This window comes from Clostridium sp. CM037 (genome assembly GCF_055081095.1).
Genome location: NZ_CM143650.1, coordinates 1,865,507 through 1,883,160 on the forward strand (window position 1 = coordinate 1,865,507; position 17,654 = coordinate 1,883,160).

General features: G+C 29.5%; 35 protein-coding genes. 34 read left to right on the forward strand and 1 reads right to left on the reverse strand.

All coding sequences use genetic code 11. The features are described 5' to 3' along the window. The first annotated feature begins 50 nt into the window (after positions 1-50). The 7 genes from ACWJKP_RS08945 to ACWJKP_RS08975 all read left to right on the forward strand — a co-directional run bounded on the left by ACWJKP_RS08945 (position 51) and on the right by ACWJKP_RS08975 (position 2,651). On the forward strand, positions 51-410 hold the full coding sequence (locus tag ACWJKP_RS08945) for a hypothetical protein (protein WP_462961562.1): 360 nt from the start codon (positions 51-53) through the stop codon (positions 408-410). A gap of 208 nt (positions 411-618) precedes the next feature. Next, positions 619-786, forward strand: coding sequence for a hypothetical protein (locus tag ACWJKP_RS08950; protein WP_462961563.1), 168 nt, complete (start codon positions 619-621; stop codon positions 784-786). Positions 787-1,065: 279 nt separating this feature from the next. Next, entirely contained in the window at positions 1,066-1,365 is a 300-nt protein-coding gene (locus ACWJKP_RS08955; RefSeq protein WP_462961564.1) for a hypothetical protein, read from the forward strand. Between the two features lie 35 nt (positions 1,366-1,400). Beyond that, positions 1,401-1,607, forward strand: coding sequence for a hypothetical protein (locus ACWJKP_RS08960; protein ID WP_462961565.1), 207 nt, complete (start codon positions 1,401-1,403; stop codon positions 1,605-1,607). Positions 1,608-1,657: 50 nt separating this feature from the next. Continuing rightward, positions 1,658-1,993: a hypothetical protein gene (locus tag ACWJKP_RS08965; RefSeq protein WP_462961566.1), complete on the forward strand. Its 336-nt coding sequence runs from the start codon at positions 1,658-1,660 to the stop codon at positions 1,991-1,993. A 73-nt stretch (positions 1,994-2,066) separates the two neighbouring features. Further along, positions 2,067-2,240: a hypothetical protein gene (locus tag ACWJKP_RS08970; protein ID WP_462961567.1), complete on the forward strand. Its 174-nt coding sequence runs from the start codon at positions 2,067-2,069 to the stop codon at positions 2,238-2,240. 87 nt (positions 2,241-2,327) lie between these two features. Then, on the forward strand, positions 2,328-2,651 hold the full coding sequence (locus ACWJKP_RS08975) for a helix-turn-helix transcriptional regulator (RefSeq protein WP_462961568.1): 324 nt from the start codon (positions 2,328-2,330) through the stop codon (positions 2,649-2,651). 52 nt (positions 2,652-2,703) lie between these two features. On the opposite strand, the gene ACWJKP_RS08980 is transcribed toward ACWJKP_RS08975, so the two are convergent. Beyond that, complete coding sequence (locus ACWJKP_RS08980) at positions 2,704-2,907, reverse strand: helix-turn-helix domain-containing protein (protein WP_462961569.1); 204 nt, start codon at positions 2,905-2,907, stop codon at positions 2,704-2,706. A gap of 316 nt (positions 2,908-3,223) precedes the next feature. Here ACWJKP_RS08980 and ACWJKP_RS08985 point away from each other — a divergent pair, with 316 nt between their 5' ends. From ACWJKP_RS08985 to ACWJKP_RS09115, 27 genes are all read left to right on the forward strand, one after another. Further along, positions 3,224-3,418: a helix-turn-helix transcriptional regulator gene (locus tag ACWJKP_RS08985; protein WP_462961680.1), complete on the forward strand. Its 195-nt coding sequence runs from the start codon at positions 3,224-3,226 to the stop codon at positions 3,416-3,418. A gap of 135 nt (positions 3,419-3,553) precedes the next feature. After that, positions 3,554-4,426, forward strand: a complete 873-nt coding sequence (locus ACWJKP_RS08990) for a ParM/StbA family protein (protein ID WP_462961570.1) — start codon at positions 3,554-3,556, stop codon at positions 4,424-4,426. Beyond that, positions 4,417-4,668, forward strand: coding sequence for a hypothetical protein (locus ACWJKP_RS08995; protein WP_462961571.1), 252 nt, complete (start codon positions 4,417-4,419; stop codon positions 4,666-4,668). Before ACWJKP_RS08990 ends, ACWJKP_RS08995 begins: the two co-directional genes overlap by 10 nt. A 280-nt stretch (positions 4,669-4,948) precedes the next feature. Beyond that, positions 4,949-5,386, forward strand: coding sequence for a hypothetical protein (locus ACWJKP_RS09000; protein WP_462961572.1), 438 nt, complete (start codon positions 4,949-4,951; stop codon positions 5,384-5,386). Positions 5,387-5,400: 14 nt separating this feature from the next. Then, a complete protein-coding gene (locus ACWJKP_RS09005) occupies positions 5,401-5,682 on the forward strand; it encodes a hypothetical protein (protein ID WP_462961573.1) in 282 nt (93 codons plus the stop codon). Then, positions 5,682-8,042, forward strand: a complete 2,361-nt coding sequence (locus tag ACWJKP_RS09010) for a type IV secretory system conjugative DNA transfer family protein (RefSeq protein WP_462961574.1) — start codon at positions 5,682-5,684, stop codon at positions 8,040-8,042. Before ACWJKP_RS09005 ends, ACWJKP_RS09010 begins: the two co-directional genes overlap by 1 nt. A gap of 247 nt (positions 8,043-8,289) precedes the next feature. After that, the gene (locus ACWJKP_RS09015; protein ID WP_462961575.1) at positions 8,290-8,517 is read left to right on the forward strand and encodes a hypothetical protein; all 228 of its coding nucleotides are present in this window, start codon (positions 8,290-8,292) and stop codon (positions 8,515-8,517) included. Between the two features lie 109 nt (positions 8,518-8,626). Then, the gene (locus tag ACWJKP_RS09020) at positions 8,627-8,956 is read left to right on the forward strand and encodes a hypothetical protein (RefSeq protein ID WP_462961576.1); all 330 of its coding nucleotides are present in this window, start codon (positions 8,627-8,629) and stop codon (positions 8,954-8,956) included. A gap of 36 nt (positions 8,957-8,992) precedes the next feature. Then, the gene (locus ACWJKP_RS09025) at positions 8,993-9,142 is read left to right on the forward strand and encodes a hypothetical protein (protein WP_462961577.1); all 150 of its coding nucleotides are present in this window, start codon (positions 8,993-8,995) and stop codon (positions 9,140-9,142) included. Positions 9,143-9,147: 5 nt separating this feature from the next. Continuing rightward, the gene (locus ACWJKP_RS09030; RefSeq protein ID WP_462961578.1) at positions 9,148-9,426 is read left to right on the forward strand and encodes a hypothetical protein; all 279 of its coding nucleotides are present in this window, start codon (positions 9,148-9,150) and stop codon (positions 9,424-9,426) included. Between the two features lie 61 nt (positions 9,427-9,487). Continuing rightward, complete coding sequence (locus ACWJKP_RS09035; RefSeq protein ID WP_462961579.1) at positions 9,488-9,682, forward strand: hypothetical protein; 195 nt, start codon at positions 9,488-9,490, stop codon at positions 9,680-9,682. Between the two features lie 69 nt (positions 9,683-9,751). Next, positions 9,752-10,423 (forward strand): metallophosphoesterase, encoded by a 672-nt coding sequence (locus ACWJKP_RS09040; protein ID WP_462961681.1) that lies wholly within the window; start codon positions 9,752-9,754, stop codon positions 10,421-10,423. A 33-nt stretch (positions 10,424-10,456) separates the two neighbouring features. Continuing rightward, positions 10,457-10,990 (forward strand): transglycosylase SLT domain-containing protein, encoded by a 534-nt coding sequence (locus ACWJKP_RS09045; RefSeq protein WP_462961580.1) that lies wholly within the window; start codon positions 10,457-10,459, stop codon positions 10,988-10,990. A gap of 242 nt (positions 10,991-11,232) precedes the next feature. Continuing rightward, entirely contained in the window at positions 11,233-11,676 is a 444-nt protein-coding gene (locus tag ACWJKP_RS09050) for a hypothetical protein (RefSeq protein ID WP_462961581.1), read from the forward strand. A gap of 43 nt (positions 11,677-11,719) precedes the next feature. Then, entirely contained in the window at positions 11,720-11,962 is a 243-nt protein-coding gene (locus ACWJKP_RS09055; RefSeq protein ID WP_462961582.1) for a hypothetical protein, read from the forward strand. Positions 11,963-12,049: 87 nt separating this feature from the next. Beyond that, positions 12,050-12,178 carry a hypothetical protein gene (locus tag ACWJKP_RS09060; protein ID WP_462961583.1) on the forward strand — a complete coding sequence of 43 codons (129 nt, stop codon included), beginning with the start codon at positions 12,050-12,052 and terminating at the stop codon, positions 12,176-12,178. Between the two features lie 88 nt (positions 12,179-12,266). Further along, on the forward strand, positions 12,267-12,431 hold the full coding sequence (locus tag ACWJKP_RS09065) for a hypothetical protein (RefSeq protein WP_462961584.1): 165 nt from the start codon (positions 12,267-12,269) through the stop codon (positions 12,429-12,431). 14 nt (positions 12,432-12,445) lie between these two features. Then, positions 12,446-12,703, forward strand: coding sequence for a hypothetical protein (locus ACWJKP_RS09070; RefSeq protein WP_462961585.1), 258 nt, complete (start codon positions 12,446-12,448; stop codon positions 12,701-12,703). 27 nt (positions 12,704-12,730) lie between these two features. Continuing rightward, positions 12,731-12,937, forward strand: coding sequence for a hypothetical protein (locus ACWJKP_RS09075; protein ID WP_462961586.1), 207 nt, complete (start codon positions 12,731-12,733; stop codon positions 12,935-12,937). A 107-nt stretch (positions 12,938-13,044) separates the two neighbouring features. After that, positions 13,045-13,293 (forward strand): hypothetical protein, encoded by a 249-nt coding sequence (locus ACWJKP_RS09080; protein ID WP_462961587.1) that lies wholly within the window; start codon positions 13,045-13,047, stop codon positions 13,291-13,293. Between the two features lie 43 nt (positions 13,294-13,336). Next, on the forward strand, positions 13,337-13,501 hold the full coding sequence (locus tag ACWJKP_RS09085) for a hypothetical protein (RefSeq protein WP_462961588.1): 165 nt from the start codon (positions 13,337-13,339) through the stop codon (positions 13,499-13,501). A gap of 44 nt (positions 13,502-13,545) precedes the next feature. Beyond that, positions 13,546-14,358: a hypothetical protein gene (locus ACWJKP_RS09090; RefSeq protein ID WP_462961589.1), complete on the forward strand. Its 813-nt coding sequence runs from the start codon at positions 13,546-13,548 to the stop codon at positions 14,356-14,358. 158 nt (positions 14,359-14,516) lie between these two features. Beyond that, a complete protein-coding gene (locus ACWJKP_RS09095; RefSeq protein WP_462961590.1) occupies positions 14,517-14,681 on the forward strand; it encodes a hypothetical protein in 165 nt (54 codons plus the stop codon). A gap of 2 nt (positions 14,682-14,683) precedes the next feature. Next, positions 14,684-15,097, forward strand: coding sequence for a hypothetical protein (locus ACWJKP_RS09100; RefSeq protein ID WP_462961591.1), 414 nt, complete (start codon positions 14,684-14,686; stop codon positions 15,095-15,097). 53 nt (positions 15,098-15,150) lie between these two features. Continuing rightward, positions 15,151-15,471, forward strand: a complete 321-nt coding sequence (locus tag ACWJKP_RS09105) for a hypothetical protein (RefSeq protein WP_462961592.1) — start codon at positions 15,151-15,153, stop codon at positions 15,469-15,471. Position 15,472: 1 nt separating this feature from the next. Beyond that, positions 15,473-17,428 carry an NAD-dependent DNA ligase LigA gene (gene ligA, locus ACWJKP_RS09110; RefSeq protein ID WP_462961593.1) on the forward strand — a complete coding sequence of 652 codons (1,956 nt, stop codon included), beginning with the start codon at positions 15,473-15,475 and terminating at the stop codon, positions 17,426-17,428. Between the two features lie 12 nt (positions 17,429-17,440). After that, entirely contained in the window at positions 17,441-17,626 is a 186-nt protein-coding gene (locus ACWJKP_RS09115; RefSeq protein ID WP_462961594.1) for an FmdB family zinc ribbon protein, read from the forward strand. Positions 17,627-17,654 lie beyond the last annotated feature (28 nt).

The following is a 17,654-nucleotide window of genomic DNA, read 5'->3' on the forward strand; positions in this document are numbered from 1 at the left end:
AATACTTGGCTTATAAAAAACTAATTGATAATAAAATAGGGGGAATAATAATGTGTAAGTTATCAAAAGAAAGCTTTAAAATGGTAGAAAAGTTGGTGGTATCAAAGGGAGAAAATTTTAATCAAGATAGATGTATTGTTATATCAATAAAAATAGAAGATAAAGATACTGAGGTAACTTGCTGCATGGATGAGATTGAAACAGAGATGCGGGTATGTCAAATTAATGGACAAAATGCTATGGATTTAGAAGGAAAAGTATATGAAAATGAGTTGATTAGGTTGTCTGAAGATATTATTTATGATAAAGATGAAAAAGAAAAATATAGTTATTATGTTGAAGAAATAAAAATGGAGACGGAATGCTGCGATAGAAATTGTGTTTCATGTAAAAATTGCCTTAACAAATGAACAATAATGTTAAAAGGAGGTTCAAAAGTCTGACAATTAAATAATAATATGTAGAAAGTGTATGTGGTAGCAGTAAATTTTGGAAAGATTATGGGGATAAGTTTATTGCTGCGATGTATATATTGAGTAACACTATTAAAAACATCATTTTAAAATAAAGTCGATAGAGAGTTTGATTATATGGCGAAATTAAAAGGAGGGAGTATACATGATAAAAATGATAGAAGAAAACATGAGAAACACTGGAGGTTTTAACACAGAGAGTGCTGACGAAACAGTGAATAGAATTGTCAAGGAAAACGAAATAGATGAAACAAAAATAATCGCCATATCATTTAGAAAGCCAATTTGTGTAAATGTATTTTACACAGTTTAATTCGCCATTCAATAATATTTGTAGGCATTATTAAGAAATTGTGTACTAACTGAAATAGACAAACTCGGTCTTTGAAAACTTGAATAATACGGTATTTAAAATATAAGCATTTTATATGGAAATATGTTAAAATTTCTATAAAGTTGATTTAAAATTTATGATGTGACTTAAGCATATTGGGAAACAGGTGAATCAATTCATAAAGCTTATATCAATGCAATGAAGAATGGAAGTTGAAGATAAGATTATTATAAAAAGAATATTTTAGGAGATAGATATATGAAATTGAAGTTTACAAAAGATAAATTTGCTCAAGCAGTAAATGTAAATGTTTGGAATGTAAGAAAAAAAGATAAAAGTCTTAACGTATATATTAAATTTGGGATTGTAGATAGAGGTGTTAATGGGTTTGCCATTTTTATAAGTCATAATATATATGAAATTGACGATCGAGGTAAGCTTATATATGCAGGTGAAAAATATATTTTTAATAGTGATACCAATGAAATATACGTAGAAAGCTTAGAAGAAGCAATAAAACAAAGTGAGCAAATGGGCAAGGCTTATTTTGAAGGATAGATGTTTTTAAATAATAAATGTAGTGGGAGGCAATAATGGATAAATTAATTGAAGAAATAGAACCAATAGATTACAAATATATTGATAATATTGTAAAAGATATTTTACGGGCTAAGAAATATTATCTTGCAAGTGGAGACATATGGATGTCACGTCAGTACGGGACTGCAATGCAGATACTTAAAAATTATTGTATTAAATATGGGCTTGATTATAAAGAAATTATAAAAGAAAGAGAGTAATGATTATTATAAAAGTAGTTTTTTAAAATAAAATTCCAGGAGGAGAAAATATGATACAGAAACAAATTAATTATTTTGATGAGGAAGCAGTAGTTGCTTGCGATGAATTCTGCGAAAAGGCTTGGGGAATCAGTAAGAGGCCTAAGGTTCAATTAGATAAAAATAATGGAGATGATTACGCTTATTTATCAGATGATGAATTAGATATAGCTCCACGCAATCCAGGGACTTATGAAGGAGGTTGTGCAAAACCATTATTTGCAAGAGAAAGGTTAAATAAATGGTGTTGTAGAGAATGTGAAAGATGTTCTATTAATAATGATAAAGAGGTTATACTTATTAAAAAGTTTGATAAGAGAGTATATAATATTTCAAGATTAGTTTAAAAGATAGCTTCTATAAGAAGTTAGTAGAGAATATGAACAAAATAGCGTAATAAAATTTAAGGAGGTATTATTGATGGAAGATAGAAAAATTACACTTTTAAAAGCGTGTAGAGAATTATTAAAGAAACAGGTGAACTCACACTATGTGTTAGACTTGCTTTCCGAAACTGTATTTTATGATGAAGCAGAGTGTAGTGGAGATTGTTTACTTGAAGATATTGAAATAGTATTATCTGAGATTGAATAAATACGCATTTCAAGAATATTGTGCAATAAAATATAACTTTTATAATTATACGTTTTACAAATAATAAAAATACTCTGAGGTGAAGAAATGAATAAAGAAAACTTTTTAAAGAGGATAGATAGACTTGATGAAAATAAAATTAACAAATTTATAGGCATAGCAGAGCAAATTTTAGACTTATTAGAGGTAGCTGACGAAATAGATACTTCAATGACTAAAATTCCTATATCAGAGAAATTAAAAAATGCAAGAAAAGAAAAAAAGCTCACACAAGTGGAGCTTGCAAAAAAATTGAAGGTAACAACGAGTGCAATAGCCGACATCGAGTCAAGTAGGAGACCTAGTCCAAGCAAGGGGACAGCTATAAAATTGAGTGAGTATTTTAAAACAGACTTAAGATATTGGTTTTAAAGCACAAAAATAAAAAACATAGCATAAATACTATGTTGTCTACCAAAATGAACTACAACAAACCAATTTCATCGAAAGGAATATCCAAAGCTACACAAATTTCTAATAGCATAATGCAGTTTGGGTTATCTACTTTACCTTTTTCAAGTTTACAGAGATAACTGGGTGAAATCTTAGCTCTACGTGCTAGAAAACTTTGACTTATCCCATATTCCTCTCTTCTCTCTTTGATAAGTTGCCCTAAATTTTTATTCATATTATCAACACATCCTTCCTAATATTGACAGTCTTATAGTGATTATAAAATCAAAATAAGCTATGCATACACGTAGGATAGGCTTTCTATGTTTGACTCAAAGTATTGAGTCTCTAAAATAATGTCTTTATTAGTGATTATAGTCGATATATGAACAAATAGTATTATATAATAAACTATAGTTTTTGTAAAGCCAAATATGATAATAAGTGTTAAATAGTGGCAATATATTTATTTTATATATATATAATAAAGGATTTTTTTGACTAATGAAGAATATATCACATGAGGTAACTAAAGAGGTGATTTATCATTGGTGAAGAATAAACTGAAAGAGATCAGGATGAGAGATTATATAATGGAGCCGGAGGAGTTTGCTAAGTTAATTGACGTTAATATTAAATCTTACTATAGCTACGAAAGAGATTTTAGTAGACCAACTTTAGAGAAAGCTTTAGAGATAGCTAAAAAACTTAATAAGACGATTCATGAGATATGGTACTTAGATTAGTATCATATTTTTTTATGATTTTTTATAATATTTTAAGAAAAATTATAAAAAATTAGGAAACATTTTAATAAATTAAGCATAGATTATATTAAGAACATAGAAAAACTTATAAGAAATTTATATAGGGGGCAAAACATGAAAAGAGGAATAGATGTAGGTAATTATTCTTTGAAAGAATTTCCAAATACAAATATAAAAAGTTTGGTCACAGCAGAAGAAAATATATTAGGTTCAAAAATTTGTTTAGAATATGAAGATAAAAAATATTATATAGGAGAAGGGTCGTTCGAGACAGAGCTTAATAAAAGCTGCAAGAACAATTTTTTGCCATTGCTCTTAGCTGGAATAGCATTAAATAGCAATAAGGATGACACATTCCAGCAAGTAGTGTGTGGATTACCTATCAATCAGTTTAAAAGCAACAAGGAAGCTCTAGTAGACCTGGTTTTAAAAGATAGAATAAAGAATATTAAACTAAATGGAGAGACTAGGAAAATCGTACTGACTGACTTTGAAGTGTATCCTGAAGGAATAGGAGCTTATTATAGCTTAGGTGTTCAAGATGATGTAATTATAATAGATATAGGAGGCAGAACGACAGACATAGCTTATATAGCAGATAAGAAACTAAAAGTGTCATCAACTATTGTAACAGGGACAATCAATATATATAAAAATATAGCAGATAGGCTTAATTCTGTGTACAGTTTGGATTTAGGTATTTCAGCAGCAGAAAAAATATTAGATAAAGGATATTTTGAGCTTGATGGAGAGAAAGTCGATTTAAGCTTTGTGACAGAGATTCTTTTTAATAGCTTTACAAAGATTAACAATGATTTAAACATGAAGTTCCCAGCTCGTACAGAAAAGATAATATTGGTAGGTGGAGGATATAAGATATTTGAAAAAGCTTTCAAGAAAAGGTATGTAAATTCTTACGTAGCAGATAATCCTATATTTGCTAATGCGATAGGATTTCAAAAAGTAGGTGAAATGTTATGGACTTAGAAAAGATAGATAGCTTGACGGTAGATGATATAAAAACAGTTACTATAAGTTTTAGGAGAGACGAGGAAGACTTAGAGCTTTACAAATGGATTTTAAAGCATAGTAGCAAAAGTGGTTTTATAAAGGATATATTGAGAGAAGCCAAAGAGAAAGAATTACCAAAGAAAGAAAAAGAGATATTGAAAAAGGAAGATAAAGATTATGGATTTGAAAAAATGGGATTAATAGATATGAATTTCTAATAAAAAAACTACCTCCCGGAAGGGAAATAGTCGGATTCTACTGCACCGCTTGCTACGCTACTCTCATACAGTAGGTTATGTATCCACATTGGAAAAGATTCCACAATTACTCTATAAATTCAAAACTTTATATTTTGTTCACATCTATAAATTAAGCTCCAACTACTACAGAAACTATATAAAGACCTGCGATTATTAACTCAATTGCTAACATTATTATCACCTCTTATTTTATAGTATTACCAGTTTTTTAATTAATTATACAGGAGGAATTTATTAAATGAAGAATTATTTTTGTAAAACCACGACAATGACTATAGATGAGTTTTTAAGTTTGGAACGTGGAGGTACAACTATAAAAGAAATCAGAAATAAACATAAAGATGATAAGATAATTGAAAACTTTGCAACAAAAATTATGAAAAATGATAGGATGAAAAAAATTAGTGTTATGTCTTTGGGTATGATGTTATATACAGAAGATGTCTTAGCTGAAACTAAAAGCAAAGGGATAAATGTCTTGGGTTGGAAATTATTAGGGTTAATAAGGGAGTGGGGATTTTGGATATTACTTCTTATGTGTATAGTAGAAGTAATTAGGGCTGGAGTAGGTGGAGATTCTAAAAAAATATTAAGTATTATAGGAAAATTCTTAATTATATTTGCAAGCATGTATTTACTACCTGAATTATTTATTGGGATAAGAGACTCATTTTAGGGGAGGGATATTAAATGAATGACGTTAAAATTTTAGTTGAAGGATTAAAAGGAGTAGGAAGCGACAGTTGGAATGCAATTAAAACAATAGGAAAATTTTTAAATTATATTATGCATCCGAGCTTAGCCATTAACGCTCTCTGGAATTATACTCAGTTATATGCTTATTGGATATGTTTATTTGTAGCCATAGCGTCAATAATCATGTATAGCCTTGGATTTAAAAAATTTGCAAAATATGTTCCCTTTTCTTTAGCCGCTTATTCCCTAATAGTATTTATAGGAAGTGCATTCTAATGTTATTTGAGAATAAAGCAGTATCAATACCTATATCTAAATTTGTCCAGTTAATTAACCCACAATACATTTATTTACAAATAATTCCACATAAGTCAACAAGGAATTATAATAGCGTTAACATTGCCAAGGCTATTCAACATATGTATAAAGCTATAAATAGTAGAATAAGAATAGAGAAGAAAAGACTAAGAATAGAAACTAATTTTAAAATAAGTTATATAATAGATATTAAAAATGCAAATGCCAGTTTCTATTTTGTGGTTCCACATGTGTTCTTAAATATAATAGAAGAAAAAATCAGAGAGATATGGCCACAAGTAGGACTGAATGTAGTATCTCCGATAGAGAAATTTAGTGACAGCACAACGTATTATCAGTTAAATAACAGAAAAGAAGACGCTTTAAGTTTGCAAATAGATAAAAAATCAAATGAACCTTTGAACTCTATTTTATCTATTCTTGAAGTAATGAAAGAAGACGATAGGGTTACGGTGATTTATAATTTTATTCCTAGAAGCCAATATGTTTGGCAGAAAAAATATATTAATACAATGAAAAAGATTGATGATATGCAAACAGTAGTAAAAGATAAATTCTCTAAAGAGTATGTAATAAAATCAGCTTTAGGTTTTGTAAATTATTTTTTTAAAAGTATAGTGCAAATTTTAAATGATTTTGCAGGCAGCAAAGAGGATGTAAATAATGCTTTTAATGAATTACTCATTACTTCTAATATATTAGAAACAAGAAAAGGACTAAGTGATGCTACAAAATTAAAGAAAGGAAAAGCTGTAATTGATACACAGATACTTATAGCAACAAATAGTACTAATGGATTAAGACAAGAGAATAATGCCCAAATAGTATCGCAGTCTTTTAGAATTATAGATGAAGATGGCGGGAATGAATTAATATCTAAAAAGGTTAAATTAAAAGACAAAGAGGTAATCAATATAGAAGATTACAAATTTAGACATGTAGGAGAGAATACTTTTTCTGTAGATGAGTGCCAAAATTTTATTCAAATGCCAGGTAGAGCATTAATGAAAACTCTAGGCATTAAACATACAGAAGTCGTAGAAATTCAAGTACCAAAACAATTAAGGCAAGGGTATCAAAGTTTAGGATATGTGGAGTACAAAGGGAATAAACAAGAAGCATACCTAGAAGATGACTATGACAAAGGAAGCCTACCATTAGTTCAAATGGGAGCTCAGGGTGCAGGTAAATCAACGTTTGAATCTAATATGTATAGATTCGCTAACACCAGAAAAGAAGGTGGAGTAATTATAGATTTTGTTAAAAACTGCGAAATGTCTGAGGAAGTTATTAGATACTTACCACCAGAAGATGCTATTGTCCTAGATTACACTAAAGAAAAAGATATGCAAGGGTTTGGTTTTAACGAATTTAAAATAACAGAAGATATGGATACTTTTAAAAAGCTAAGTCTAGTCAGTTTACAATCACAGCAAGTAATAACGTTTGTTGATAGTATTAATGATTTTCAGCCATTACAAGCTAGGATGAGGAAGTATTTGAGTTCTTCTGCTAATGTAGTATTTGCAAGTGGAGAAACGTCTTTAAAAGAAGTTGTAAGATGTTTAGAAGACCATAAAGTTAGAGCTTCTTATGTTAGTAGATTAAAGGAAGACGAAAAAGGATATTTAGAAGACGAAATAAGGGCATTAAATGAATTAGATGAGTATTCCCGAGTTACAAAAGATACTCCAATAGCAGAAGTTATTGGGACTAGATCAGAAAGAATTGACGGGATACTAGATAGAATAAGCTTATTAAGGGAAGATTTTAAATTAAAATGTATGTTCAACAAAGGGTCAAAGGGGAATATAGATTTTGCAGAGGAATTAGAGAAAGGCAATACCATAATTATACGTATGCCTCAAGCTGATTTTAAACAACATTCTAAGAATGTCATTGTTACATTTTTGCTAAGTAAAATATGGATAGCAACAGAAATCAGAGGGGAGTGGAACAAAAGACCTAGGAGGACGAATATTTGTATTGATGAAATCTTCCAGACAAAGACAGCCATGAAAATGTTGGCCTATGACGAGATTTTACCTCAAACTAGAAAATTTGGTTGCAAGTTCATTCTCAGCTGTCAGTACTTAGAGCAAATAGATATCCTAACTGATACGTTAATAGGAGCGGGGGCATCATTCATGTTTATGACTGGAACCAGCGAGAAGAATTTTAAATCATTTGAAAACAAATTGGTTGGGTTTGAGTATGAGGATCTTAGAGATATGCAGCAATATAGTAGTATGAATCTGATTTATTATACTGGCGGTTATGCTAGTTTTATTACAAAATTACCACCACCAATAATGTAGAATATGAATATCAATGAAATCAAGTCCTACGAGCCACTCTAATTTAGGAGTATATAATTATACTTAACTAAAGTTAAAGTGGCTCTGAGGGTTCTGTATGAAGGCCAAACTAATGAGATATAGTGGAAAACGGAAATTAAAATAATTAGATAAATATTATTTTAATTTACTTATTGACAATTAAACAATAATGTATTAGTATAATAAGTATCAAGTAAACAATAATATTAAATGGGAGGAGAAAACAATGAAAAGTAAAAATTCTTGTTATAATTGCACAGACAGAATCTTAGGATGCCATGATAATTGTAAAATGTATGCAAAGTATCTTATTGAGGTACAAGCTGCTAAAGATAGAAAATACAATACAGAGGTTGATGGATATGTACTTAGTAAAATGCTACAAGAAGATTTAGTTAGGGCAAGGATCGGGAAGAAATCTATAAAGGGGATATGGAAAACGGGCATTTGTTGAAATTAGAGATGGTAGTATATTAAGACTGTTAGAAGATTTTAAAGAAATAAATAACAATTAAACAATAATGTTAAAATTCATATTTTATCTTAAAGAGGAGGAGTTAAAGATGAAAATAAAATATAGTAAAACAAAAGGACATAGAACAAAGAAAGGTTCATACAAAGTTAAAGGACGGGTAAGAAGACTTGACATATTTTGTGGGCTAACTACAATAGGCGAAGTAACTAACTACCGCTGGTGGCGTTGGTGCAGTAAATTAAATAAATGGTGTACTTCAGAGGAAACTATGGATTATGGTTTTAGTTCGCATAATAATGATATCGTTAATTTAAAACAGGCAATTAGGCATATTAAAAAACATAAGGAGTTAACAAAAGGAACAGTATTAAGATTATGTAGTAATTTTATAGGTGAGAGTATAGATATTATAGTTTAAAAGGTCTCTTTTATAGTGCTTGGAAGGAGAAGATAAATGAAAATAGAGGTTACCGGTAATTACTTAGAAGAAACATTGAGCTTACTAATAAATCTTAGAAATGCTGGAATCACATACAGTGAATTAGACATGATTAATAAGTCCATTAAAAATACAAAATATTATATTAATAAAATAAAGGAGTAGATATTATGAATAAGAAAATTATAAATAATGATATTAATGCAATGTTGTTCAGAGACAAGTTAATTCAGTTATGTCAAGAATATAATTGTGAATTATCAGTATCAAACAGAGATGATGGTAATATGAATTTAGAGATTTATGACAAGAAAAGTAATTGGACTTCAAATTATATGCTTAAAAATACATATGATAATTATAACTTATATAAAGAAAATGATGATTATAATGAAATTTGTATTATGGATGCTATTATAACTGAAGCTTTTGATAGAGAAAGTAATTGATGGTGAGTTGAAAATAGATTATTAATAAAAATGTGGGTTAGTTGAAATAGGAGGAGTTTAATTGTTAACTAGAGATGGAATTGAGATATATAAATATAGAATTAGATATTTTGGATTTGATGGAAAATCAGAGTCAATGTATTCTAAAGAAGACCCAGTGTATGTCCATGCTGAAAATGCATATCAAGCAAGAAGTAACGCTACAGATATTATTTGGAATTGCAACATAATGTCAGTAGCTAGAGAAGATGATTAAAATATAATTTCGACATAATACTTAATAAATTGCTGAATTTATTTGAAAGGAGGACTTAATTTGATATATGTGACAGGGGATACCCATTGTCCTATAGATATTAAAAAATTAAACAGTAAACATTTCGATGATAAACAGCTAACTAAAAATGATTACTTAATTATTTGTGGAGATGCTGGTTTTGTTTGGTTTGGAAATGACAAAGAAAATTTATACTGGCAAAAATGGTTGGCTGAAAAGAATTTCACAACTTTATTTGTAGATGGAAATCATGAAAATCATAATAAACTTGATGTTATGTCTGTCGAGATATGGAATGGTGGGAAGGTTCATAAATTAAATGATTCAGTTATTCACCTTATGAGAGGTCAAGTATTTACTATTGATGGTTTAAAGATTTTCACTATGGGAGGGGCTGAATCAACAGACAAAATGTACAGAAAAGAAAACAAATCATGGTGGAGTAGAGAGATGCCATCCAAAGAAGAATATGATGAAGCATTGAATAATCTAGATTACAATAATTGGGAAGTTGATTATGTAATAACACATACAGCTCCAGATAATATTCTATATCGAATAAATCCTACTTATGCTCATGATAAGCTTACAAATTTTCTATTTACTGTGGATAAAGATTTAACATTCAAGCATTGGTATTTTGGACACTTTCATAGTAATAGAAAAATTGACGATAAGCATAGTTTGGTTTATTCAGATATTATAAAAATAGGAGACTAATTAAAACTAAGATTTTAGAGGAGGAAACAATGAATGAGTAAAAAAAATAAGAATAGAAATCTAATAAGAGGTTGGATTAATCAAGCTATGAAAATCACTGGATTAAAGGACGATAGTTTTCCTGTAATAAAATCACTTATTATAGCAACATCCAATAATAATCCTAAAGCAATCAGAGTGATAAATGACAGATATAGTGGTAAAGGATTGATGTGTTTACTGGACAGCACATTTAATAAGTATAAACTGAAAAATCATAATGATATTTTTAATCCGGTAGATAATATTGCAGCTTTTATTAGATATTCACTAGATAGTTACGGATCGAGTGACGAATATTATGAAAAAATGCATAACGTAGGAATGAAAAAGAAGTGTAAGTTCTTAGAAAGTATGTATGATGGTGATAAATTAATATTTGAGAAGGATAAAGAATATGAAGTAACGTTTGAAGACGATAATCAATATTCTTTTAATCATATTGCAATATCTAAAGAATATGAAAACATCCTATTTATAGTAGAAGTTTATGTGACTGGAGAAAAAGGATTGTTAATAACAAGATGATACAAGTTCTCGATAAACTGCGAAGTAACTTGTTCCTAATAAAAGACAGGCAACACTAGATATACTCTCTGTTTCTATTGGTTTTTAATCCGTAACAACATTGATGCATTATGATACAATATGGTACGTTGATTGAAGGAGAATGGTAGAACGACAGAGAACAAATTGTTGACAAACGGTAAGGCATGTAGTATTATTTTTATAGACACTAGGAAATAGTTGCCAATAAGGAGGAGTTCATTATGAATGAAGAATATGTCTTAATACCACCAGACCAAGTTAAAATAATCACGTTTCCCATTCTTGTACAGGACGATATTAGTAAAAAAATGGTTATATGTAGAAAAGATTTTTTGCCTTCATCGTATAAATACATTCTTAGAGAAGACCCTTTCGACGAAGACGTAGTTACGTTTGATATTATTTTTTATATGGGAACCGGAAATTTTCCAAGAAGAACAATTGGTAGTCAATTAGTAAGTTCTATTTTGTCTGTTTTGTTTGCAATACGAGTTAAAGATAAAAGTACACTGGAGAATAAGATGTGGGACTTTGTTTATGCTCTTGAGCGCTTAAATATAGAACAGCTAGAAGCAATGCACTATAAAACATATGAAAATACTACTATACCTAACGAATCAGAAGCTGAGGTAGTTAAAATGTTTAAAACATGTAGGATTTTTTAGAAGTAAAAAAAATAAAACTAAAAGGTGAGGTGTATTAATAAACATGGAAATATATATTTTAGACAACGAAGGGACTAACCAGGACATAATACTTAATGGCTCAACAAAAGAAGAGATAGAGGCATCTTGTGAGTGTAGAAGCGATATCTTAGGACAAGTAGATTTAGGTATTGAGCCCACAATGAACAATATAGGCGGTACATATGTAACATCTAAAAACAATGCAGCAGATTTTACAGAAATGTATGGATGGAGTTTTTCAAAAGTTGTTATTGCAGAAATGTGATTATTAGAAACTGCGTACAGGCTGCATGTCTAAGATATAATTTGTACGCAGTTTCTAATATCTAAAAGGAAGGGAGGTGATGATTTTATGAAAATTTTATTAGTGCTAGTAGCTGTGGTAGTTATAGCTATTTTGTATCCAAGTTTTATAGGAGCCGGCCAAGCAAGTAGAGCAGAAGAAGTGAAAGAATTGAAGGAAAGATTTAATATTAAATAAATTTTAAAATTAATTGACAATTAAACAATAATGTTGTAATATATAAATTGTTAAGAGAAACAAACAATAATGTTAAAGAGGTGATGGATTGGTCTTAGTAAAAATACAAAAGCTTAAGACTTGGCTATATAAATATGAAAGTGAATCTGAAAAAGAGGAGCATCGTAAGAATATGATTTTAGCTAAGTTTGAAATAGAAAACGAATCAGAGATGTCGATAAAATTTAGCCAGGTAATCAAAGAGAGTAAATAGGGAGCTGAGGTACTATGACAAGAAACAAAGAAGAAGATATAGCAAAGTATGAGGAGAAGAAGTACAGATATAAGAAGGCAGATACATCAAGCATTAAGGTAGCAGTAGGAGATAGACTTTATACTAAAGAAAAGTTTTATGGATTTGTAAAAGAAGAAACAAATTTATTTTTTCATATAGTTAATGAAAAAAATGTGACTTGTGAGTTTAGGAAAGAATCAGTAAAAGAGAAAATCTCAGATGGAACTTTTATTTTAAATTGTGACAAATAAACAATAATATATTAGGAGGTAATTATTATGAGTAAGAGTATTTCAAGTTCAACAAATAGTGGAATAGGATTTAGTAGCTTATTAGCAATATTGTTTATCGGATTAAACTTAACTAAAGTAGTTACTTGGAGTTGGTTATGGGTGTTAAGTCCACTGTGGATACCGTTAGCAGTAGTAATGGGGATTTTATTAATAGTATTTTTGTTCGCAGTAATAAAAGGTATAATCAAATAAAAAATTGCTTTTATAAGACAAATAAACAATAATAAGAAAATTTTGAGAACAAAATAGATAAGGGTAATAGGGATTCTGAGAATATTTCGAAGAAAGGAATTGAGAAAATGAATTTTAATGTAACTTTAGACAAAGAACAAATGGATGAAATTGCGAGTATTACAGCAGATAAGGTTTTAGCAACCGTTAAGTATCATAAAAATAATGAAGAGTGGCATGAAAGAGCAATAAAGGAATATAAAATAGAGATACAAAGGCGAGATAGCATGTTAGTTCAAAAAGATTTTGTTATAGAGAGATTAAAAGAAACATTAAGAACAGTGAGAGCCGAACTAAAAGAGTTAAAAAATGAATAATTTGCATTTCAAATAAAATAAGAAGTTAGAGGAGGAAATAACAATGGATCAAATATTTATAAAGGTGAAAAATGATAAAACTGGTGGCTACTATGACAAAGATATAAGAGACGCTTCAGAGGAAGAGAGAACAAAATACTTTGATACATTAAGTAAAGGACAAATAGCAAGTTTGCTCGGACAAGCATTAATTCTATTGAAAGTTTAATTTTATAATACAAATAAACAATAATATTAAGGAGGATTTGATTTATGAGGAGTAATATTTTTATACCAAAGAAAATCAATGTAGGGTTTCAAGAAAGAAAAGATACCTATACAAAAAAGTTAGCCTATGTAATCTATGAAGACGAAAAAGGAGTAATGAGAAAAGAAAAAAGCTGGCAAGGATGGAGAGATGAAAAGATAGATAATATCATTTATGATAATGTTCCAACATCAGGATTTGTTCTTAATAAGAAAGTTGGAGACTATTGCTCAGACTGGAATCATCGTCAAGCTTACGTAAGAGTTTATGATTCAAGAGATTTTGAGTTTGAAATTACAATAGAAAATCTCTTATACATTTTAGAAAACGCTACATCCACTAAAGGTAAAGGACTAGAAGGAGATTTTGTTTTTGGATGGGATGGTAAAGACTTGGTTTTAATGCCTGTTGATTCACCGGACTACCTTGGAATCTCTGAATACAATAAGATCTTATTTGAGAATAAGAATATTAAAGCGAAAGACTTAATAATAGGTGCTACGTATATGACAAAGAGTACTGAAGAATATATCTATATGGGTAGATTTGACTATCACACTACGAGATATGATAAAGTGGAAAAGCCAAGAAGCAATTCTAATTATGGATACTATAACTCATACGATAGTGTTCTAGTTAACGTAAATAAGGGGAAGCACCATTTCTTCGTGAGAGAATCAAAGTCTACTTATAGTGATGAAATTTATTTAAATATATTAGAATTAAAATCACTTAGTAATAGATTTATTGATACTATATCGACGGAATGTGTTGATAACTATGCTGAACTATTTGAGAAACTAGAAAGTAGAAAGTAGAACTGAGTATTCTCCATATGACAAGACAAAAGATGAGTATATAGATTATTCCTTTGAGTATTTTGAAAAATATATAGAGGATATTGAATTAAATGACAGATATAACGGTTATACATTTAGCTTTCAAAATAAACAAGGTAAAGTGGAGAAAATTGCTTTTGATAAAGAGACTAAAATTTTATATACAAGGCGAATATTCAGGTAGAGTGAATGGCTATAACAAAACAATTATTGGTGAGATTAAAGATTTGTTTGAGAAATATCAACCAGTATATAAAAATGAATATCTAGAAAATAATAAACTTTATAGGAGGATAAATTAATAATGAATAATGTAGCTAACGATTCAAAGATTATGGAACTTAAAACACAAATCAGGATAAAGAAAGACTTACTTAAGAAATCTCAAAAGTTTTCGCCTATTACGAATTGTTCAATTGAAATTGATAGTATTAGGTATAATATTCAGGTGCTAACAAAAGAGCAGCTTGTATCGCTTGCAGTAAAACTAAATTCATATAGGATATCAGCAAAAGAATTAGAATTATTAGAAATATATATCATAAGTGGTTACAAAGTAGAAGATTGGATACTTGACATAAAATCAAAATTGGTTGTTGTGTCCCGTAAGGATGAAGAAAGGAATCTTAAAGATATGGAATTCAAATTAGATAGATTATTAAGCAATGAGAAAAAGACAGAACTTGAGATTAGCGAGATTGCAGATATGCTCAAGTAAATTAAAAGATTGTTTTTAAATACAAATAAACAATAATGTAAGGAGGAGATTTTATGAAAAAAATATTAAAAGGCATAGGTAAAGGAGCATGGAAGTTTATTAAAGGCGCAGCAAAATTTATAGACAGGAATATATTTTTGACAATGGCATTTGGTTCACTTATAGCGGCATTTATTAGTAGTGACTTTGTTCGTGAGTCCTATTGTCTCATTTCAGCACTTCTATTTATGATTTTGCATTCTATAGATTGTGTAAATCACAAATTAAATGAGCTAGCACAGGATCAATATAAAAGTAATATAGTGATTGGAAATATTGTAGCTTCATTGACCGATATAATAAAAGCTGGACTCAAGAATAAGGAGGATAAATAGTATGAAAAATATGGAAAGATTATCGGAACTAGTAGAACTGCTAAGTAAGGCCTCAGATGCTTATTATAATACAGGAGCAACAGTAATGGCAGATAAGGAGTTTGATGGACTAGTTGATGAATTGAAGCTGCTTGAGCAGGAAACAGGAGTTATATTATCAGGAAGTCCTACTCAAAATGTAGGGTATGAAGTTAAGTCAAGACTCCAGAAAATAACTCATTCAATACCATTGTTATCTCTAGGAAAAACAAAATCAGTAGACGACTTAAAAAAATTCTCTAATGGTAAAGAATGCGCATTAATGCTTAAAGGTGATGGACTTACTGACGAATTAAATTATGACTATGGTGAACTTACTCAAGGAAGTACGAGAGGAAATGGGTTTATAGGTGAGGATATTACTCATAATGTTAAGACTTTCAAGAATATTCCTTTGAAAATTAGTTATAAAGGTCACTTAAGACTAACAGGAGAGTCAGTAATTTTGGATAAAGATTTTGAGTTAATTAATAGTAAATTATCAAAAGAGGATAAATATAGCAATTCAAGAAATTTAGTAGCTGGATCTGTGAGACAATTAGATTCAAAAATATGTGCAAGTAGAAACGTTAACTTTTTAGCATTTAGTGTTTTAGAGTGTGATGAGGATTTACCAACAGTCGATGACCAGTTTAGATTCTTATTAAGTTTAGGGTTCGATGTTATTAACTATGTAATTGTAAAAGAAATTATATTAGATGACATTGACCATATGAGGAAAGAAGCAAAGAGATTAGGTGTTCCTATAGATGGAATGGTGATAAAGCTCAACGATATAGCTTATGGAAATAGTTTAGGTTTAACAGCACATCATCCGCTAAATGCTATTGCTTATAAATTTTACGATGAGGAATCTGAAACAAAATATATCCGAACAGAATGGACTACCTCACGTACAGGCCAACTTAATCCAGTAGGTATATTCGTACCAGTAGAAGTTGAAGGTAGCATTGTAGAAAGAGCTACACTACACAATGTAGACTACTTTGAGGATTTAATGCTAGGAAAAGACAATATAATCACAGTTATTAAAGCTAATCAAGTTATACCTAAGATAACAGGGAATTTAACTAGAAGTAATACTGAAATTATTCCAGCTGAATGTCCTATTTGTAAAAGTGATACTGAGGTTAGATTGCTTAAAACAGCAAGGGTTTTATTTTGTACTAATCCAGATTGTCCTTCTAAAAAGATTGCTCAATTTGAACATTTTTGCAGCAGAGACGCTATGAATATTATGGGAGTATCTGAAGCAATATTAAAAACTTTTATAGATGAGGGATTTATTAAGACAATCCCTGACTTATATAACCTTGAATTTTATAGAGAACAGATAATAAATCTAGAAGGTTTTGGATTGAAATCTTATGATAAAATAATTTCTGCAATACAGGCTTCTAAAACTTGCAAATTTGATAAATTATTATATGCTTTAGGAATTCCAAATGTCGGGAAAGGGACTGCAAAAGACATATCAAATTACTTCAAAGGCTCAATAGATGACTTTATGGAGGCAGTAGGTAATTGGTTTTACTTCTACGAGATTAAGGATATAGGTCAAATAACTAGTGATTCTATTTATAAATGGCTTAATAACAATGACGAGAATGTTGATACGATTGTTAACTTAATTAGTATATTGAACATCGAAATTGATGAGGTTAAGACTGTAAATGTATCAGATAACCCGTTTAAAGGTAAGAAAGTATATGCTACTGGTTCGTTCACTTCATATAAAAAGGATCAATTGAAAGAAATAGTACAAAATCTAGGTGGAGAATTTGCTTCAGGATATGCTAAATCATTAGATTATTTAGTTGTAGGGTCATTCAAAGGTTCTAGTAAAGTTGACAAGGCCTTGAAAGATGGGGTCAAAGTATTGCAGGAAGATGAGTTTATTGAAATGATTAAGCAATAGGAGGTAAATAATATGACTTATAGTTATAAATGCACAAATGAAAAATGTAAAAATAATGAAGGATTTGACATAGAAGCTTGTATAAAAGACGAAACTCTTACAATATGCCCAATGTGTGGTTGCAAGGTTAATAGAGAATTTAAGAGTATAGGAGTTAGTTTGAATTTTAAAGGATCATATAACAGCACCAGAAAATAAAGTTGATAGGTAGTCTGAATAAATTGCG

Bases quoted from the DNA above. Each gene is read 5' to 3' on its own strand.
- ACWJKP_RS08945 (WP_462961562.1), top strand. From the start codon at position 51: ATGTGTAAGTTATCAAAAGAAAGCTTTAAAATGGTAGAAAAGTTGGTG.
- ACWJKP_RS08950 (WP_462961563.1), top strand. From the start codon at position 619: ATGATAAAAATGATAGAAGAAAACATGAGAAACACTGGAGGTTTTAAC.
- ACWJKP_RS08955 (WP_462961564.1), top strand. From the start codon at position 1,066: ATGAAATTGAAGTTTACAAAAGATAAATTTGCTCAAGCAGTAAATGTA.
- ACWJKP_RS08960 (WP_462961565.1), top strand. From the start codon at position 1,401: ATGGATAAATTAATTGAAGAAATAGAACCAATAGATTACAAATATATT.
- ACWJKP_RS08965 (WP_462961566.1), top strand. From the start codon at position 1,658: ATGATACAGAAACAAATTAATTATTTTGATGAGGAAGCAGTAGTTGCT.
- ACWJKP_RS08970 (WP_462961567.1), top strand. From the start codon at position 2,067: ATGGAAGATAGAAAAATTACACTTTTAAAAGCGTGTAGAGAATTATTA.
- ACWJKP_RS08975 (WP_462961568.1), top strand. From the start codon at position 2,328: ATGAATAAAGAAAACTTTTTAAAGAGGATAGATAGACTTGATGAAAAT.
- ACWJKP_RS08980 (WP_462961569.1), bottom strand. From the start codon at position 2,907: ATGAATAAAAATTTAGGGCAACTTATCAAAGAGAGAAGAGAGGAATAT.
- ACWJKP_RS08990 (WP_462961570.1), top strand. From the start codon at position 3,554: ATGAAAAGAGGAATAGATGTAGGTAATTATTCTTTGAAAGAATTTCCA.
- ACWJKP_RS08995 (WP_462961571.1), top strand. From the start codon at position 4,417: ATGGACTTAGAAAAGATAGATAGCTTGACGGTAGATGATATAAAAACA.
- ACWJKP_RS09000 (WP_462961572.1), top strand. From the start codon at position 4,949: ATGAAGAATTATTTTTGTAAAACCACGACAATGACTATAGATGAGTTT.
- ACWJKP_RS09005 (WP_462961573.1), top strand. From the start codon at position 5,401: ATGAATGACGTTAAAATTTTAGTTGAAGGATTAAAAGGAGTAGGAAGC.
- ACWJKP_RS09010 (WP_462961574.1), top strand. From the start codon at position 5,682: ATGTTATTTGAGAATAAAGCAGTATCAATACCTATATCTAAATTTGTC.
- ACWJKP_RS09015 (WP_462961575.1), top strand. From the start codon at position 8,290: ATGAAAAGTAAAAATTCTTGTTATAATTGCACAGACAGAATCTTAGGA.
- ACWJKP_RS09020 (WP_462961576.1), top strand. From the start codon at position 8,627: ATGAAAATAAAATATAGTAAAACAAAAGGACATAGAACAAAGAAAGGT.
- ACWJKP_RS09025 (WP_462961577.1), top strand. From the start codon at position 8,993: ATGAAAATAGAGGTTACCGGTAATTACTTAGAAGAAACATTGAGCTTA.
- ACWJKP_RS09030 (WP_462961578.1), top strand. From the start codon at position 9,148: ATGAATAAGAAAATTATAAATAATGATATTAATGCAATGTTGTTCAGA.
- ACWJKP_RS09045 (WP_462961580.1), top strand. From the start codon at position 10,457: ATGAGTAAAAAAAATAAGAATAGAAATCTAATAAGAGGTTGGATTAAT.
- ACWJKP_RS09050 (WP_462961581.1), top strand. From the start codon at position 11,233: ATGAATGAAGAATATGTCTTAATACCACCAGACCAAGTTAAAATAATC.
- ACWJKP_RS09055 (WP_462961582.1), top strand. From the start codon at position 11,720: ATGGAAATATATATTTTAGACAACGAAGGGACTAACCAGGACATAATA.
- ACWJKP_RS09060 (WP_462961583.1), top strand. From the start codon at position 12,050: ATGAAAATTTTATTAGTGCTAGTAGCTGTGGTAGTTATAGCTATTTTG.
- ACWJKP_RS09070 (WP_462961585.1), top strand. From the start codon at position 12,446: ATGACAAGAAACAAAGAAGAAGATATAGCAAAGTATGAGGAGAAGAAG.
- ACWJKP_RS09075 (WP_462961586.1), top strand. From the start codon at position 12,731: ATGAGTAAGAGTATTTCAAGTTCAACAAATAGTGGAATAGGATTTAGT.
- ACWJKP_RS09080 (WP_462961587.1), top strand. From the start codon at position 13,045: ATGAATTTTAATGTAACTTTAGACAAAGAACAAATGGATGAAATTGCG.
- ACWJKP_RS09085 (WP_462961588.1), top strand. From the start codon at position 13,337: ATGGATCAAATATTTATAAAGGTGAAAAATGATAAAACTGGTGGCTAC.
- ACWJKP_RS09090 (WP_462961589.1), top strand. From the start codon at position 13,546: ATGAGGAGTAATATTTTTATACCAAAGAAAATCAATGTAGGGTTTCAA.
- ACWJKP_RS09100 (WP_462961591.1), top strand. From the start codon at position 14,684: ATGAATAATGTAGCTAACGATTCAAAGATTATGGAACTTAAAACACAA.
- ACWJKP_RS09105 (WP_462961592.1), top strand. From the start codon at position 15,151: ATGAAAAAAATATTAAAAGGCATAGGTAAAGGAGCATGGAAGTTTATT.
- ligA (WP_462961593.1), top strand. From the start codon at position 15,473: ATGAAAAATATGGAAAGATTATCGGAACTAGTAGAACTGCTAAGTAAG.
- ACWJKP_RS09115 (WP_462961594.1), top strand. From the start codon at position 17,441: ATGACTTATAGTTATAAATGCACAAATGAAAAATGTAAAAATAATGAA.